At 67.5% G+C, this 15,873-nt stretch carries 16 protein-coding genes; 6 read left to right on the forward strand and 10 right to left on the reverse strand.

Features of this window, described 5'->3' with window-relative positions; genetic code table 11:
- Positions 1 to 332: 332 nt before the first annotated feature.
- Together ABZV78_RS02835 and ABZV78_RS02840 are read right to left on the reverse strand one after the other, a co-directional pair.
- Positions 333 to 716, reverse strand: coding sequence for a VOC family protein (locus tag ABZV78_RS02835; protein ID WP_355635063.1), 384 nt, complete (start codon positions 714 to 716; stop codon positions 333 to 335).
- A 274-nt stretch (positions 717 to 990) separates the two neighbouring features.
- The gene (locus ABZV78_RS02840) at positions 991 to 1,485 is read right to left on the reverse strand and encodes a hypothetical protein (protein ID WP_355635064.1); all 495 of its coding nucleotides are present in this window, start codon (positions 1,483 to 1,485) and stop codon (positions 991 to 993) included.
- A gap of 405 nt (positions 1,486 to 1,890) precedes the next feature.
- On the opposite strand from ABZV78_RS02840, the gene ABZV78_RS02845 reads away from it, so the two are divergent.
- On the forward strand, positions 1,891 to 2,373 hold the full coding sequence (locus tag ABZV78_RS02845) for a hypothetical protein (RefSeq protein ID WP_355635065.1): 483 nt from the start codon (positions 1,891 to 1,893) through the stop codon (positions 2,371 to 2,373).
- Between the two features lie 382 nt (positions 2,374 to 2,755).
- Here ABZV78_RS02845 and ABZV78_RS02850 read toward each other — a convergent pair whose 3' ends face one another.
- From ABZV78_RS02850 to ABZV78_RS02860, 3 genes are all read right to left on the reverse strand, one after another.
- Entirely contained in the window at positions 2,756 to 2,986 is a 231-nt protein-coding gene (locus ABZV78_RS02850; RefSeq protein WP_355635066.1) for a hypothetical protein, read from the reverse strand.
- 372 nt (positions 2,987 to 3,358) lie between these two features.
- On the reverse strand, positions 3,359 to 4,138 hold the full coding sequence (locus tag ABZV78_RS02855; RefSeq protein ID WP_355635144.1) for a transposase family protein: 780 nt from the start codon (positions 4,136 to 4,138) through the stop codon (positions 3,359 to 3,361).
- An 81-nt stretch (positions 4,139 to 4,219) separates the two neighbouring features.
- Positions 4,220 to 4,798 (reverse strand): alpha/beta fold hydrolase, encoded by a 579-nt coding sequence (locus ABZV78_RS02860; RefSeq protein WP_355635067.1) that lies wholly within the window; start codon positions 4,796 to 4,798, stop codon positions 4,220 to 4,222.
- A gap of 409 nt (positions 4,799 to 5,207) precedes the next feature.
- On the opposite strand from ABZV78_RS02860, the gene ABZV78_RS02865 reads away from it, so the two are divergent.
- Positions 5,208 to 5,723 (forward strand): GNAT family N-acetyltransferase, encoded by a 516-nt coding sequence (locus ABZV78_RS02865; RefSeq protein ID WP_355635068.1) that lies wholly within the window; start codon positions 5,208 to 5,210, stop codon positions 5,721 to 5,723.
- Between the two features lie 68 nt (positions 5,724 to 5,791).
- Positions 5,792 to 6,118, forward strand: coding sequence for a TraR/DksA C4-type zinc finger protein (locus tag ABZV78_RS02870; RefSeq protein ID WP_355635069.1), 327 nt, complete (start codon positions 5,792 to 5,794; stop codon positions 6,116 to 6,118).
- Positions 6,119 to 6,309: 191 nt separating this feature from the next.
- Here ABZV78_RS02870 and ABZV78_RS02875 read toward each other — a convergent pair whose 3' ends face one another.
- Complete coding sequence (locus tag ABZV78_RS02875; RefSeq protein WP_355635070.1) at positions 6,310 to 6,990, reverse strand: hypothetical protein; 681 nt, start codon at positions 6,988 to 6,990, stop codon at positions 6,310 to 6,312.
- Between the two features lie 286 nt (positions 6,991 to 7,276).
- On the opposite strand from ABZV78_RS02875, the gene ABZV78_RS02880 reads away from it, so the two are divergent.
- Both ABZV78_RS02880 and ABZV78_RS02885 read left to right on the forward strand, forming a co-directional pair.
- Positions 7,277 to 7,972 carry a hypothetical protein gene (locus ABZV78_RS02880; protein ID WP_355635071.1) on the forward strand — a complete coding sequence of 232 codons (696 nt, stop codon included), beginning with the start codon at positions 7,277 to 7,279 and terminating at the stop codon, positions 7,970 to 7,972.
- Between the two features lie 435 nt (positions 7,973 to 8,407).
- The gene (locus tag ABZV78_RS02885) at positions 8,408 to 8,749 is read left to right on the forward strand and encodes a hypothetical protein (RefSeq protein WP_355635072.1); all 342 of its coding nucleotides are present in this window, start codon (positions 8,408 to 8,410) and stop codon (positions 8,747 to 8,749) included.
- A gap of 501 nt (positions 8,750 to 9,250) precedes the next feature.
- Here ABZV78_RS02885 and ABZV78_RS02890 read toward each other — a convergent pair.
- Entirely contained in the window at positions 9,251 to 10,030 is a 780-nt protein-coding gene (locus ABZV78_RS02890; RefSeq protein WP_355635145.1) for a transposase family protein, read from the reverse strand.
- 1,907 nt (positions 10,031 to 11,937) lie between these two features.
- Here ABZV78_RS02890 and ABZV78_RS02895 point away from each other — a divergent pair.
- Entirely contained in the window at positions 11,938 to 13,047 is a 1,110-nt protein-coding gene (locus ABZV78_RS02895) for a VCBS repeat-containing protein (RefSeq protein ID WP_355635073.1), read from the forward strand.
- A 401-nt stretch (positions 13,048 to 13,448) separates the two neighbouring features.
- On the opposite strand, the gene ABZV78_RS02900 is transcribed toward ABZV78_RS02895, so the two are convergent.
- The 3 genes from ABZV78_RS02900 to ABZV78_RS02910 all read right to left on the reverse strand — a co-directional run bounded on the left by ABZV78_RS02900 (position 13,449) and on the right by ABZV78_RS02910 (position 15,777).
- A complete protein-coding gene (locus ABZV78_RS02900) occupies positions 13,449 to 13,829 on the reverse strand; it encodes an EamA family transporter (RefSeq protein WP_355635074.1) in 381 nt (126 codons plus the stop codon).
- Between the two features lie 68 nt (positions 13,830 to 13,897).
- Positions 13,898 to 14,662: an NAD(P)H-binding protein gene (locus ABZV78_RS02905; protein WP_355635075.1), complete on the reverse strand. Its 765-nt coding sequence runs from the start codon at positions 14,660 to 14,662 to the stop codon at positions 13,898 to 13,900.
- 245 nt (positions 14,663 to 14,907) lie between these two features.
- The gene (locus ABZV78_RS02910; protein ID WP_355635076.1) at positions 14,908 to 15,777 is read right to left on the reverse strand and encodes an alpha/beta hydrolase; all 870 of its coding nucleotides are present in this window, start codon (positions 15,775 to 15,777) and stop codon (positions 14,908 to 14,910) included.
- Positions 15,778 to 15,873: the final 96 nt, after the last annotated feature.

A 15,873-nucleotide genomic window follows, 5' to 3' on the forward strand; every position in this document is an offset into this window, starting at 1 on the left:
ACCCCCCGCCCACGCCCCCCCCCCGGGGGCCCGCGCCTGCCCGGCCCCGGCCTGCTGGCGACCTTCGGCCGGCATCGGCCGGGCCGGCCGGCCACGCTGACGGACGACCATGACGTAGAAGACCTCGGGGCTCCGCCCCGAACCCCGGCCCTCCTCAGAGATCGGCCAGGAGCGGATCACCTCGCCGGGCACCACAAGGGCTACCAGCCTCCCCGGACGGGGCCAAGGTCGTTCGGCTGGTGAGGCGCTCCACCTTGTCCCCGTCCGGGGAGGCTGGACGGTCTACGACTGCCCGACGAGGAGATCCGCCCAGCTCGCGATGCCAGCCCAGATCACAACTCCTCGAACAGCTCCCACTGGATGTTGTCCGGGTCGCGGAAGACAATCATCGCTGGACCCTTCGAGTCCGCCTTCACTCCGCTGTTCGGGACCTCGTTCGCCGCCAGCACGTCGGCGAGGCGTGCCACTTCGCCCGCGGGCACGCCGATGGCGATGTGGTCCAGGCCGATGCGCGCTTCGGTGAAGCGGTCGCCGGAAGGCGTGCCGGGTAGGGCCGGGTGAAGCACGAGGCTGGTTGAGGTGCCCCCCAGCCTGAACCGCAGCTTCTCACCCGGAAAGTCTTGATCCACCCGCAGCCCAAGGACTCCCTCATAGAAGCGGCGAGAACGTTCCAAGTCGCTTACGCGCAGCGTGATGTGATGAAACTGGTAAGTCACCGAGCGGACGTTAGGTTCGAGTCCACTGCCCGTCAACGACATTCCGCCCGGGCCATCCGTGGGCCAGTAACTGGGGCGCGCAGCGGTCACGAGCGGGCACGAAAAGCAACCGGTCAGCCGGCGGCCGTAGGCCTTTCAGGCATCACGACCGGTTGAGCACGCTCTTCCAAACTGACGCTCGGGGCCGCCGGACCCGCAGTCCGCATCTAGTCCGCAAGTCGCCGACCGACAGCGCACATGCGGATACCGCAGTGCGGGTGAGAGCCACGTAGTCCTAATCAGCCACATACATACGGGCGTCGTCCCAAACGTGCGTCACTTCAGGGTCACGGCGGACCCGATCAAGTTGGACATCGCTCATCTCGGCACCGAAGCCAAGCAGCGCATGCCTGAGAACGGCCGTCGGTGCGATTCCCAAGCGCGCCGCTACGACAGTCGGATCTGCGCCCGGCGCGACTTCGACGATGTAGGAACCGTCAACACGCTCGCCAGGGGTGGCTCTCGTGTACGGCGTGGGTCGCCCCTCGGTGTCCTGCTCGACCAGGGCCACGCCGGGAATGCGGCGCACCGCCTCGACCTGCTCACCAGTGAGGACGGCACCGAACCCGGCGTCCCATGTCCGGTAGACCTGTCCAGCCTCGATGCCTGCTCGAGCCAGGAAGATCTCTGCGGAGGGCTCGTTGTAGGCCAACCAGACCAGGTAGTCACCTTCGACACCCTTTCCGTGTGCCGGAACATAGGGAGCCAGAGGTGCATCATCCGACGTCATGACGCCACATTGCCACGATTGTGCTCACCTGGCTGCGATGGTTGTTCGAACGTGCCATCCATGTGCCAGTAGCCGGATCCGACCACGTCGCGAACGGACACGAGCGGTCACCACAGCATCGCTCCTGACCGACCAGCCGGTTCGAACATGAACTCCGGTGATCAAGCAGCTTTCAAACTGACGGTGCGGGCGCGACCAGACGGGTTTCCGCCGTGCCCGTTGCGTGCCCGATCGGGCGGGAGACGAGGGGTCAACGGCGGTCACCTCCTGGACGTGGCCGCGGGCGTGACGACGCAGGTCAAGCCAGATCAATGCCGTGCCGCTACCAGCTGTATCGACACTTCCTAAACCGCGTGACGTCCGTTGGTCAGCGGCCCTGCCGAGCAGGTTGATAGAACAGGCGGCGTGGAGATCACCCAGTTGCGCCGAGACCTGGACGACGTCTTCGACCAGGCGGTGCTGTACCACGCCTTCACCAACTACATGCGCGACTACGAGGTCATCGTCTACGTGCCGGCCGCCCCGAGCGCCGGTATTCAGCCGACGCACCTCCGATACCTCTTTAGGTTCTGCGTCGAGGCTGAGACGCGCACCGCCTTGAACCCACAGATCTGGCGCGAGTCGTTGGACGAACGGCTGACGGACCCGGAGATCGGGCCGGATCTCGACGGCCACGTGTGGGCCGTGAGGTGGCAATCGGTCTATCCCGGGGCGGAACTGATCACCGACTCGCGGCGCGCTCAGGACTGGGCAGAACGAGTCGGGATCGACTTCCACGAGGTCCGCATCGAGATGAACGTCCACAACCTTACGCTGATCTTCAGCGAACTGGAGGTAACGGAGCTTCCCATCGGCTACACGCCCTACGTGGTCGCCGAGGACAACTAGCGAGATCTTCGGCAGGGTCAGGTGACCCCAGCTTGACCCAGCGAAGCGCAACCGGCCGCCATTAAGGGAACATCGGCGCAGAGCTGCCGCCGAGGCGAGCGGGGGAGGAACCGAGCGTGGATGCTCCTACGGATCAGATGGTCAGCAGCGGCCTGTCGTACAGCCATCCGTACAGCCAAGCCCGCATGGTCCGCAAGAGGTCGACGGTCGGCGGGGGAGTGGTGTGAGATGTCGAGAGGCGTTTCCGCTGCTCGAGGCGGGCAATTTGATTTCGTGCTGCGTAGGTTGCGGGCCGCCCAATGAACTTGCACCACGCAGGCCGCGACCGGTGTACCTGTGGCGAGGAATACCCGGGACTGGGTAGCAGCCTGACGGCTGGGGTCTAGCTCGGCCAGCGGATCGCGTCGAGGAACTCCTCCACGGCGACCACGACTCGGCTGAGCACTGCGATCGACTCGGTAAGCGGGCCGGGTACGTACATGCCGTGATCCGCGCCTTCCACCTCCAGCAGATGGGGTGACAGCCGGCGGGCGGTGTCACCGGCCCACACTTTGTCGGCGGTGCCACCCACGAGCAGGAAGGGCGCGGTGGCACGGCCCAACGCATCAGCCACCCACGGCAGGGTGAGCAAGGGCGTGAGCCACACGGCGGGCAAGGATCTTTCGGCGGCAATCGCTGCCGCATTCGTGCCGAGCGACTGGCGATCAGCAGTGGACGACCGCCAACGGTGTCGATCAGCGGAGTGACCTCACGGCCGACCCAGCGCGCAATTTCTGGCTGATCGGGCTTCGGGAACTCCTGGGACCACGAGTATCGATGCACCGTCGCGCCCCGCTGCTCCGCCACATCGCCGGCAAACATCAGCAGGGGAGCGCCCGGTCCGTACCTACCGCCGGGGAGCACGACAGCGTCAGCCATGCGGACGACCTTAGCTAAGGGACGTCTCGTAACTCGATGAAGGCGTTGCCCGCGACCGGGTTGGTGCTTACCCGGCGAGGGCGATGTTGTGCAGGTGGGCGATGCCGGAAGCGGTGTGGGTCAATGTGCGGGCGGCGCGGCGGTAGTCGCGCAGGATCTTCCAGCACTTCATCCTGGCCAGGGCGTGTTCGACCTGCGCTCGGATGGTGCGGTGCTGAGCATTCAGGTCTTCCTTCCACTCCGACAGCGGGCTCCCGTCGCTGGGCTTGCGGTACGGGATGATCACGTCGGGGTTGCCGCGGTAGCCGCCGTCGGCCATGACCGGCCGCCCGTCCAGCTTCTGGTCGATGCCGCTGGTCCGGTACACGATCGTGTCATTGCGGTTGCCGGGCTGCGGGTCACCGACGGCGATGACCAGCCTGGTGCTGGCGTCGATGGCGACCTGCAGGTTCGTCGAGTAGCGGTAGTTCTTGCTCGGCGCCGCAAGTCGGTGATCCCGCGTCGGAATCAGCGTGCCGTCGACGATCGCGATCTGGTCGACCGGCCGCCGGCGGACCGGCGCCAGTGCCAGCAGCGGCCCGACGGTGTCGATGACCCGATGGGCGGCCGAGTGCGACACCCCGAACAGCGGACCGATCTGCCGCATCGTCAGGTTGGTCCGCCAGTACGCCGCCACCAGCAGCACCCGGTCGGGCAGGTCAAGGGCCCACTGCCTCCCCGGCCGGCCATCTGCGATGGCGTCCCCGCCACGCTCGGCGACCAGGCGGACCAGCCGGCGGAACTGGGCCGGCTGCAGGCCAGTGAACGGGAAGATCCACTCGGCGCGCGCTGCGGAGATCACCTGCACGTCAGGCATCCTTGATGATCGTCCTTAGCAGACAGACACCGGGGTTACGAGACGTCCCTTAGGACGACGGAGCAGCCGAGGCTATTCCTGGGTGGCGGATCCGAGGTCGTCAGGAGCGATCGTCTTCGCCACCTCGCTCAGGTCATTGTTCAGCTGGTGATCGCGTCCGGGCAGCAGGTGCAGCTGTGCCTGCGGGATTGCGTGGGCGTACAGGTCAGCGTGCGACGGTGGGGCAGTTTCGTCCTGGAGCCCATGGAACACATGAACCGGCACGCCTTGTGGCAGCCTCGCTCCGAGGTCGTGCGGCAACTCGAATTCGTCGCCGGGCCAGCCGCCCGCACCGACGAACGGAGCGGCGACCAGCACGATCGCCCCGAGCTCCGGCTCCGGTGGCCGCTCGGCGAGCGCGTTGATGAGGATCGTCGCGCCCACCGAATGGCCGACGACGACTGCGTCGTCGTCCAAGGCCGTCATCTCACGCCGGATGGCCGCGCTCCACCTGGCGTAGCTCGGGTCGTCTTCGTCGGGCATGCGCGGGTAGCGGACCTCGTACCCATCCCCGAGCTCCCGTCTCAGGCTGTCGAACAGCTTGTCGTCCCATTCGTCGTGCGCGCCTGCGCCGCCGCCCTGGATGAACAGGATCTGCCGGGTCCCTGCCATGACGATCCACCTTCGCGCCCTCGTGACGATCCAGTTCGATACCCGCTCCCGGCCCGCGCGAAGCCCCGGCGACCCACCGGGCCCGTTCCAGCCGCGCGAGGCGCGCGCTACGCGACGTCACGCCGCTCGGTCGCGTCCGGCCGATGAGTGCGTGCGTGGCCAGCTGGCTGCGCGTTCCCACGGACGCTCAATCCACGGATTGTCCTCGAGGTAGGCCGTCAGCTTGGGGAAAACGTTGCCTCGTATGGGCCTCATCGGTCACATAGCCCGGGTGTCTCGACCGAAGTCTGGCCGGGCAACGGTCGCAGGTCAATGAAACAAGTAGCCGAGATGAGTGCATGCGGCCGACGTGATGCTCGCGTGGACAACGGGGACAGCCGCCCATCGGTTGGTGTGGGACCATCACGCTGTGCCTGAGTTGATCGTGCGGGACATGACGAGGAACGAGTTCGAGGAGTGGCGTGACCGTACCATCCGATCATTCGCTGATGAGCAGGTAGCAGCCGGCAATTGGCCCACGGACGAGGCCCTCGCGTTGGCCACCAAGGCAAACGACGTCCTGTTGCCGGATGGCTTTGCGACTGCAGGAATGCTGTTCTTGAAGGCCGTGCTTCCCGACGGCACCTATGTTGGCGTGTTGTGGCTGGGCTTGACGCACCCGCGCGGTGCGCCCGACTGCGCGTTCATCTACGACATCGAGATCGATGAGACGTACCGCGGAGTCGGCTACGGACGCGCGCTCCTCGCTGCTGCCGAGGACGCAGTGCGCTCCCGTGGCGTGGGTCGCCTAGAGCTCAACGTCTTCCGCGACAACGCCCGGGCGATCCGGCTGTATGAGACTTCCGGCTATCACGTCGTGACACAACAGATGCGCAAATCGCTCAACTACCAAGAGTCAGATCGTTTGCCACCGCCTGTGCACTGATCTGCCGCCACCCGTGCACGTCCCCTCCATGGCCTGCTGTGCCGGCTGGAGGCCGTTAGGCTACACACATGGTCCGGGATGAACTGCTGAGGCTGCGAGCGAGGGCGGAGGCTGAGGCGGCGACGCTGGCCCAGGATCTGGAGGCGCTGTTCCTGGCATCGCGGGATTCGAATGCCGACGACGAGCACGACCCGGAGGGCGCCACCATCGGCTTCGAACGCGCCCAGTTGACCGCGCTGCTTGCCGGGGCGCGGGGGCGGATCGCCGACGTTAACGACGCGCTGCGTCGGGTGGACGCGGCGACCTACGGCGTCTGCGAACGATGCGGGCAGCCGATCGGCGATGAACGGCTCGCCGCGCGGCCGTTCGCTCGCTTCTGCATGGCATGCGCCTAGGGCATCAAGGAGAGTCAACACTGGGGGCGCTCACTAATTCCAGCGAAGCGTTTACGCGGGCCACGACCAGATGCGCTCAACTGCCGCCGATCAGGCGTCACAGGCCGTAACCGATCAGTCATTGCTTCAGCTTCCGGTACTGCGTTGAGTGACCAGTGTGCTGCCTAGGGGGTCCAGGTACGGGACTGACGTCACGCGGCCACGATCGAATACCCAATCGCGGCGATGTCCTCGTGCAGCCTGGCAACGGTCATCTCTGGGTTCAAAGCCTGCACAACGAAGTCAGTGAGCGGGCGGTGCGCGACAACGTGCTCGACCACCGTCGGATCCACCTCGATCTCGTAGTAGTCCTCGGCAAACGTGACGTACCGGTCGACGATGTCGTCGAGCAGGATCTCGAGCAACCCAGAGCCGTCCGAGGCGTTGTCGTCGTACGGTCCGCGGAGCGGGGGGAACGTGATTCCTTCGCCGGCGTGCCAGCGGTCGTCACCGAAGAGCCGCCACAGTACAGCGGTGGCGAGGAAGCGTCCCTCCTCGTCGCCGAACGCTGGTTCCTCGATCTGCGGACGGAACACCGCCGGGATGCCGTCGAGCAGTCCGGGCCACAGCTCCCGGTCCGGATTGCGGTAGGGCGCCATCGCCGACTCGTGGTCGAACACACGGATGAACGCGCCCCCCGCGGTGAACACGACCGCCCACTCGTCGCCGCTGCCGTTGTTCATCAACGCCGCCTCGTCGTCACCCCAGGCGCGCGTGTAGGCGTAGTAGGGCTCACCACCGTCGAGGATGCACTCCAGCACGGCGAGTGCCTTGCAACGGTCCCGCAGCACGCCGATGGAAGGCAGCTTGGCGGAGGTGTCGTACGCACTCACCGGGGGAATCTACGCCGAGACAGCACAACATCGTCACGTACCCCCCCAGGCGTCCGCGAGACCTCGGCGGCGATGCAGGCTCATGCCGCTGTCCGCGCGTCAGTTGCGCCTGGCGCCGCGCGTCGTCATGCCGAGGAGAGTGCGTTGTTGGTTCGGGCCAGAAGTCGCAAGCAGGCCTATGGGCGAGAGTCGGTGGTAGGTTGTCGGGGTATTCGTTCTTGATGATCCGAGCATGTCTGGACGTGCCCGAGCTGTCCTCGCGCAGCGGTCCCGCCGGATGCCGTGCATGGCCGGCACCGACATCCGCTCGACGGCCGTACTCCGCATCGACGACCGGATCGAGGCAGCGCCCAGCGAGTTGGTCGAAGCGATGGTCAAGTTCGAGGAGCGCTACGGCGGCCTTTGGTACCCCGTCCTCGGCCCTAACGGTATGGAATACGGCCTCGACGGTGGTGCGGTAGTTCGCCGTAGCCCGCTCGGGCTGGCCTTCACTGGCATCCTGGACGGCGACTGGACCTGGCCCGTTGACGTTCTCGCCGACGGCCGGACCGCTATGGGACCCGGCCGGTGGTCGTATCGAGTAATTGACCGCTCCGTCGACCAGCGTCTGGAAAGCCACGCACTGCTCGTATCGGTCTGCGGCTGGTTTCACCGGACCTTCGCCTGCTACACGCCGCGTGACGTCATCCCCGTGGGGGACGAGCGGCACTTGCCGCAACGCGTACCCGAGGCGACCGGCCCAACCCAGCTCTGGTGGCTGGACGAGGATGACGGCGTAGCCGTCCAAGCCAACCTGAGCGCCTGGCCGCCTGAACGCGACGAGTGGACCGTGCGGTACTTTGCCCGATCGCCGGCTCAGGCGGCCGATGCCAACCCCAGGGTCTTTGGGGCAACAGTTCACGAGACGGTACCGGCGTTGTGGTGCACCCTGTGTTCCCATTCGGTCAGCCCGGGGCGCACCTGCCTCCGTCCCCATCCGTGACTGATGAGCGGCGCGGTCGGCTGACCCGCAGACAACGAGCACGCCGCACCTTCGCCGAGGGCCGGCGAGCACCGTGATCGGGTACACGGATTTGCCGCGATCCGCGTGTCACGCAGCGTGACTCGACGTCGGTGGGCCGCTGCTCGAAACTGCCGATGAGCGCGCACCCGATCTTGGTCGGGTGCCGGACAGGGAAGGCAAGGCAAGGTAAAGCAGGAGGGAGCGCGGCGGTAGGTGCTTGGGGGCAGCCGCTACGCTTTCGGGCGCGAGTCGCGAGTCGGCAACTCGACGCCTGATCTTCTCGGCTTGGGGGTAGTGATGCCGGTCGTACTTGGGCCCTATCCACTATGTCCGGCCTGCCGGAAGACGAACGGCGGACTGATCGCAGTCAGGCACCGCCAGGTTCATCTCCGAGCGTACGGCAAGGAGGCGTGCGTGGATCGAGGCGTTGCCGGACTGCTGGCCAGCCTGTGGGCTGTGTGCGACACGCGGAGCTGTTGCGAGAATGAAGATGGACGCGCATACGTTGTGCCAACCGCGGATACCTGCGACGCGGCAACACAATCGCTGGCCAACCTCGGGCTCCACCCGACGGTCGTGGACGGCATCGTCTATTTCCGGATGCCGGACTCATTCCGCTTGGACGACGTGGAGCAGGTACGACGACGGCTCCAACGACCAACCGGCATCCAGGCGAACTGGCGCGTGAACGGCAGGGGCGTGTTCGAGCGGGCCGGGCCAGGCGACGATTCGGGAGCGTTGGATGCCGGGAGCTGACGGGCGTGTTGGCCGCCGCCGGTGCGCGCCAGGTGTCGGTAGGCGGGTTCGTGAGGCCCTGGCTCGCAGGAGTCCCTGTAACGGATGGTGCCGCCGGGCCGCTCCAACGCGAGCTCCTGCTCCCTGGCTTGCGCGACGGCGAGCGGGCAGGGGATCCGGATTTGCCGCGAGTCGCGCGTTGATCCGAGCGCGATCGGCGCACGCACATGCGGAGAAGCGTGCGTTCGTCGAACGGCTCGGTGCCGAACACGAGCTGGCGTATCGTCCGCCTACATCGCGGCGCTTCTTCGGATCGTGGGCGAATCCGCCCCGCGCATGCGACGTCCTTCTTGCGCGATTTCCTCCATAAATGCTGTCAGGATCTGCAACGGCAGGCCGCAGTCGATCAGCAGAACCTCGTCCGCACCGCTGCTGTCGTCGGAGAACAGGATCGTTACGAGAGCCGGACCTAAGGGACGTCTCGTAACTCGATGAAGGCGTTGCCCGCGACCGGGTTGGTGCTCACCCGGCGAGGGCGATGTTGTGCAGGTGGGCGATGCCGGAAGCGGTGTGGGTCAATGTGCGGGCGGCGCGGCGGTAGTCGCGCAGGATCTTCCAGCACTTCATCCTGGCCAGGGCGTGTTCGACCTGCGCTCGGATGGTGCGGTGCTGAGCATTCAGGTCTTCCTTCCACTCCGACAGCGGGCTCCCGTCGCTGGGCTTGCGGTACGGGATGATCACGTCGGGGTTGCCGCGGTAGCCGCCGTCGGCCATGACCGGCCGCCCGTCCAGCTTCTGGTCGATGCCGCTGGTCCGGTACACGATCGTGTCATTGCGGTTGCCGGGCTGCGGGTCACCGACGGCGATGACCATCCTGGTGCTGGCGTCGATGGCGACCTGCAGGTTCGTCGAGTAGCGGTAGTTCTTGCTCGGCGCCGCAAGTCGGTGATCCCGCGTCGGAATCAGCGTGCCGTCGACGATCGCGATCTGGTCGACCGGCCGCCGGCGGACCGGCGCCAGTGCCAGCAGCGGCCCGACGGTGTCGATGACCCGATGGGCGGCCGAGTGCGACACCCCGAACAGCGGACCGATCTGCCGCATCGTCAGGTTGGTCCGCCAGTACGCCGCCACCAGCAGCACCCGGTCGGGCAGGTCAAGGGCCCACTGCCTCCCCGGCCGGCCATCTGCGATGGCGTCCCCGCCACGCTCGGCGACCAGGCGGACCAGCCGGCGGAACTGGGCCGGCTGCAGGCCAGTGAACGGGAAGATCCACTCGGCGCGCGCTGCGGAGATCACCTGCACGTCAGGCATCCTTGATGATCGTCCTTAGCAGACAGACACCGGGGTTACGAGACGTCCCTTAGCTCGCCGTTTACCAGTTCGGCCAGTTCAAGCGCCGGACCGTCATGCCGAATCGCGTCGTGGTAGGCCATGACTTGGAACTGTCGGCCGCCGTGTTCAAGAAGAACCGTCACAGGCGGATCTTCGCACGACACACCGCCAGCCCGACGCCATGCAGCCACGGAGATTGGCGATCGGCTCCCGAAAGACGCCCGCTTCTGCCGCTGACCGCGCGCCAGGTCAGCGTCCGATCATGCCGGGATCCGTGCGTTCCGAGGTTGGGGGGAACCGATTGAGGCGGTATTAGGTCTCATCGACATGATGACCCGATTTCGGCTTGGCTCGGTGCTGATGTGGGCGTCCCTGACGGCCCTGACGGCATGCGGCGCCACAACCGAACCAGCTACCGCAGGATCAGTTGAGACTTCTGGGGCCGAGTCGAGTTCATCGACACAGACGAGCGCGGGTGGCGATGCTGCTGTCTGGGATCTCAGTCCGGGCCAGCGCCTTCAGAGATCGTCCACGACGTTCGTTGCCCTCGTTTCGCGACTGGGCTGCAACGGCGGGGTCACGGGGCAGGTCTTGGCGCCGGAGATTCACATGAGCGAGTCTGAGGTCGTCGTGACTTTCAGCGTCGCTCTGAAGCCGCCCGGTGCGGCAGCGTGCCCCGGCAACAATCAGGTTTCTTACGAGGTCAATCTCGGTGAGCCGCTGCGCGACAGAGCGCTGGTTGATGGCCAGTGTCTGCCCGACGGGGAAGCGGTAACCACGTCCTTCTGCGCCACTGGCCCCACGCGCTTCAGGCCGTAACGCCCATCGGGGCGTCCCTACTGGCGTCCCTCAATGCACTGACATGCCGCTGTCCGCGTGGCACACGGTCATGCCCCCGACCGTGCGCGTCGTGTCTCAGCGCGCGGCCACGCTGAGTAAACGTCAGCCTCGGTGCTGCTCTTTGGAGACGTGCCGAAGCGAAGTGCCGAGGCGCCCGGGCGACCGCGCGTTCGTGCGCCAGGATCGGGGAGCACGTGGGGAGCAGTGGGGCGCGCTGAACCGCGTTCAACCGCATCCAACAGCACGCAACGGCGCTCAACTGCACCCGCCCCCACCTGCGGCTTCTCATCACCGCAGGTCAGAGCCGGTGCAGCGTCCCGCTTCACACGGAGTGCTCAGCCATTTTGAGCAGCAGTCGAGCGCAATCTATGTCCCCTGACAGGGGAGTATGCACAGGTCAGAGCGGTAAGCAGCCGCTGAGTGCCTTGGCCTTGCAAGTGGGAGCAGATTGGGTGCAGGTTGGCGAAGTGGTCACTGTGCCCGAATGGCTCACCGAGGCCGGGCAGAGCGGAGGGCTCTGACCTGCGATGATGCGGGCGAGCCGTCCGGCGTGACCTCCCAGAGAAGACCGAAGAGGTCAGCCTTCAACGCTCCCCGCCTGGCCGGTGCCGGCTGTCGTCGTGGCCCGCTGACGCCACTCAAGAGAGTCTGCCGCATCGGCGTACGCCTCTGGGGCCGGCCGTGTTGCTGGCGGTATAGATCCCGGGGGGGCTGAGACTCGAATCCCACCAGCAACCTCCTGGCCAGGGCTTCTTGCTTGGTGATTTCTTCGGCGTGTCCGAAGAGGTCACCTCCCGTTTCATCAACGGCACGGATGTTGCGAGCCTCAGTGATGATCGGCGGGTGATTGACAAGGAGTTCAGCACGCGCGGGCGTGCATGCCTGTCCACAGGTTGGCGTGGCAGGGGTTTGCGACGTAGGTGATCAGGGCACGTGGCGCGTGAACGGTCGTCGATCGAGGGCCAGGACATGACGGGGGCACAATGGACAGAGGTGTAAGAGTCGGTATCGCCGCGACGCTCGCCATAGCGGTCGGGGTGGCGGTGCCGCTGCCCGCTGAGGCGGCGAGTGGAGGGACATTCGCGGCCGCCAAGTACCTTGCCACGGGGTCGACTGCGACCAGCGCCGTCACTGTCGCCGACGTCACCGGTGACGGGCGACGCGACATCGTCGTCGGCATCGATGCCGTCGACGGCACGCAGACGAGTTCTGTGCTGGTCTTCGCCCAGCGGTCCGACCACACTTACGGCGCTCCCACCAGGATCAAGGCGCACGGCGGTTACAACAGCAACGTGCAACTCGCGGTCGCCGACATCGACGGCGACGGCCGCACGGACGTGGCAATGTCGTCGTCCGCTGGCGTCGATGTGCTGTTTCAGCGGGGCGGGCGCCTCGCCGCGCCGCTGCTGGTCTCCGGGGGCGCCGGGGACGTGGCGATCGCGGATATGACCGGGGACGGACGGCCGGATCTTGTCGTCGGCGCACGGCCGGGCGAGGTCAGGATCTACAGGCAGACTGCGGCGCATGCCTTCCAGGCATATCGGACGATTACCGGCCCGATCATCGCGGGCATACCAGTGGACCAGGTGTTCGCCGCCGACCTGAACGGAGATGCCCGCATCGACATCGCGCAATTCTACGGCCACGGCACGTGGGTGCGGCTGCGCCGCGCAGATGGTTCCTTCGGGCCGGCGACGACCTACCGGACGCCCGCGGACGAAAGCGGCTTCCGCCGTGTCGGCCAAGGCGCGGCGGTCGGTGACGTGACTGGCGATGGCCGGGCCGACCTGGTGACCAGCGTTGACGGCAACACTCCGGACGCCGCCGTCCAGGTCTTCGCGCAGGGCGCCGGTGGGCTCGCGACGACGCCGACCAGATATCCCGCCTACGACAGTGCCTCTGGCCTCACTGTCGGCGATCTGACCGGCGACGGCCGCAAGGACCTGGTCGTCGCGCACAACAGTTGGCTCGCGGTGAGCGTCTATCTGCAGCGGTCGACCGGACAGCTCGGCGGGTACACGACGAACAGGGTCGACGGGGTCGGCCCCCAGGCGGACTCCCTGGCCATCGGTGACGTCACCGGGGACGGGAAGCCGGACGTCGTCGCCGTCGCTTACGACAAAGTGGCCATCCTTCGGCAGCTCTGACACTCGCCGCCTGTGGACCACGTGCTTGGGTCGGCCTCGCCGCCCGCCCGGCACGTGGTTCACTGCCGGCGTCCCTGCAGTCCTGGTGTTCCTCGGGGCGACGCCGGCCATGATGTCGCCCTCGCCTGGTCGGTCTGGCCGCCCCTGGAACTCAGCGGGTCTCGCTCTCGACTCCTGCCCTCTTCGCCGATCGCTAACGGCTTCGTTGGCTATCTTGGGCACAGGCGTACAACCCTGCTATCGCCAGGTTGTCCGCTGCTCGGGTAACAGTCGCGCGCGAGGACGGTTGTAGCCGTATCCGGATCTGCCGCATTCCGCTCGCTCAATGGTGGAGGTGCGATCACACGCCGGCTGCGTCCCGTCCCTTCTTTCGCTGGAATGGGGTCAAGCTCTCGGTGCGGTCAACGCTGCCGGATTTCCGCCGACGCCGCTGGCGACAGCGCCCGCTTGTGCCGGCGGGTCAGGCCGACCCCGACGAGCACGACCACCATCCCGGCGGCGATCCGGAGGCTGAAACGCTCGTCGAGCAGGATGGCCCCCAGTGCCACCGAGACCACGGGCAGCAGATAGCCGACCGTCGCGGCGTTGGTGGCGCCCTCAGCGGCGATGATCCTGTAGGTGAGGTGGAAGGTGATCCCGGTGGCGACAATGCCCCAGACCACGACGGCGATCGCGGCCTTCGGGTCCGACTGGATCGATGTCAGGCCACCGGCCGGCAGGGTCAGCGAGGTCAGGCCGACCTTCGCGGGTGCCGCCGTGGACGCGTAGATTACGCGGATCACGCCCGTGGGAAAGGCTCCGTCGCCGTCGCCCGGAAATCGTAGGGGTCGTGCCCCGAGCAGGACGGTCGCTACCGCGGCCGCGCCCGGCCCGCCTCCTGGTCCGCGAGCCAGTCGTCGAAGGTCGTGGGCGCTATGCGGGCGTCCGGTCCCGGCAGCAACACGTTGCCCGCCATGTCCGCGCCGAGGATCGCCTCCCAGGTGGGGACGAGTCTCATCTCGCGCCCGAGCGCCCGGTGGGTCCGGCGGGCCATGTCCACGAGATCGTGACGGTCGGGGCCGGCCACGTCGCGGTGACGCCCCTGCGGCGGCCCACCGGCCACCTCGGCAAGGACCTCGGCGACGTCGGCCGGTGCGATCGGCTGGACGAGCAGCGGCGCGAGGTAGGCTGTGCCGTCACGCTCGGTCCACGTGGCCACCGTCGCGCCGAAGTCGAAGAACTGGGTGACAGGGACGATGGTCCAGGGCACGTCTCCGGCCGAGACCAGGCGCTCCTGTTCCCGCTTGCCGGAGTAGTGCGCGGTTCCGGCGATGCGGTGCACCTCGACGATGGAGAGCAGGACGTGGTGCCGGACCCCCGCATCCTGCTCGGCCCTCAGCAGGTTCCGGGTGGCGGCGCCGAAGTACGCCACGGTGGCCTCGCGGTCGGCCGCCGGCGCGCTGATCGCGTCGACGACGACGTCGGCCCCGGTCAACGCCGCGTCCAGCCCGCTGCCGGCCACCAGGTCGACACCGTGGGACCGGCTGATCGGGACGGGATCGTGGCCATGGCGGCGTAGGGCGGCCACGGTCAGGGACCCGATGTTGCCGGATGCGCCGGCGACGGCCACACGCATGTCTGGCTCCTGTCTCAGACCCGGTGCGAGGCGCACCGGACGTGTCGGAACCACACGCCGGACCTTTAGCGAGCACCGCCCCGCGGAGCTTCAGGGTAGGCGAGGGTGACGTGCCGCGGGACCGGAATCGCCCTGCCCGACCGGGCCCGTGCAGGGCAGCGCCAGGTACACCACCAACGGCAGGGCGAGCGGCCGCGGGTAGGTGGTGTGGCAAGCCGATGCGCCGATCCTCCGTGAGAAGGCGGTCAGCAACCAAGGTGGCGGCCGGGTACATCCTGGAGCGCGAGCATCGCCGCCGCGACCTCACCGGCGGCCGCATCAGGGATCGCCGTCGCCGCCCGTTCGAGCACGAGCAGCCGCGCACCAGGGATCTCGCGGGCGAGCGCTTTGCCGTTGCCGAGAGGGAAGAAAGGGTCGCGGCGACCGTGCACCACCAGCGTCGGAATCGCGAGCTCGGACAGGCGCTCGCGCCAGCGCGGCGTGCAGTCGAGCTTGGCGAACACCATGCCCAGATGGTTGGCCATCTGCACCGCAGGTTCCGTGCCCGGCGCGCGGTCCCATCTGCGCTCGGCGGTCGCGCGCGCGGCGACGGGGTCGTCACCGAGGATCTCCGCGCCTCCGGCGGCAAACTCGGCCACCGCGGCGCGGTCGGACCAGTCGGGCATCGAACGCGAGAACAGCCGGCCCATCGTCGCCGCGTCATGGTCAGGCAGGTCGTCGTCCACCGGGCCTGGAGCGACAGGCCGCGTTCCGGCGAGGGTGAGCGCCGAGAACGCGTCCGGGTGGTCGAGCGCGGCGACCTGGGCGACCATCCCGCCAACGCCGATGCCCGCCAGGTGCGCCGGCCGGTCGTCGAGTTCGCGGGCGAGCGCCGCGGCGTCGGCTGCAAGATCGCGCAGCGTGTACGCCGGAGCCTCCGGATCGACGGTGGTCGACGCGCCGGAATCGCGCAGGTCGTAACGGACAACGTGGCGCCCGCGGCGTGCGAGCGCCACGCAGAGTGCATCGGGCCAGGAGAGCATGGTCGTGCCGCCCGCGAGCAGAACGAGCGGCGCCCCCACGTCGCCGAAGTGCTCGACCCCGAGCGTGACGCCGTCCGCCTCGACCGTCGTCATCACGCCTCCGCCGTCGCGATGACGCCGCCGGACGTGCGCAACGAGTGGACCGTTGGATACATCATGAACCTCCAGGGCGGCGTCGTGGACTGGTGG

Source organism: Micromonospora sp. NPDC004540, assembly GCF_040610095.1.
Lineage (GTDB): Bacteria > Actinomycetota > Actinomycetes > Mycobacteriales > Micromonosporaceae > Micromonospora.

What these genes read in the sequence shown, in the direction of transcription:
- ABZV78_RS02840 (WP_355635064.1), bottom strand. Translation starts at nt 1,485, where the DNA reads ATGACGTCGGATGATGCACCTCTGGCTCCCTATGTTCCGGCACACGGA.
- ABZV78_RS02860 (WP_355635067.1), bottom strand. Translation starts at nt 4,798, where the DNA reads ATGGCAGGGACCCGGCAGATCCTGTTCATCCAGGGCGGCGGCGCAGGC.
- ABZV78_RS02870 (WP_355635069.1), top strand. Translation starts at nt 5,792, where the DNA reads ATGGTCCGGGATGAACTGCTGAGGCTGCGAGCGAGGGCGGAGGCTGAG.
- ABZV78_RS02880 (WP_355635071.1), top strand. Translation starts at nt 7,277, where the DNA reads ATGGCCGGCACCGACATCCGCTCGACGGCCGTACTCCGCATCGACGAC.
- ABZV78_RS02905 (WP_355635075.1), bottom strand. Translation starts at nt 14,662, where the DNA reads ATGCGTGTGGCCGTCGCCGGCGCATCCGGCAACATCGGGTCCCTGACC.
- ABZV78_RS02910 (WP_355635076.1), bottom strand. Translation starts at nt 15,777, where the DNA reads ATGACGACGGTCGAGGCGGACGGCGTCACGCTCGGGGTCGAGCACTTC.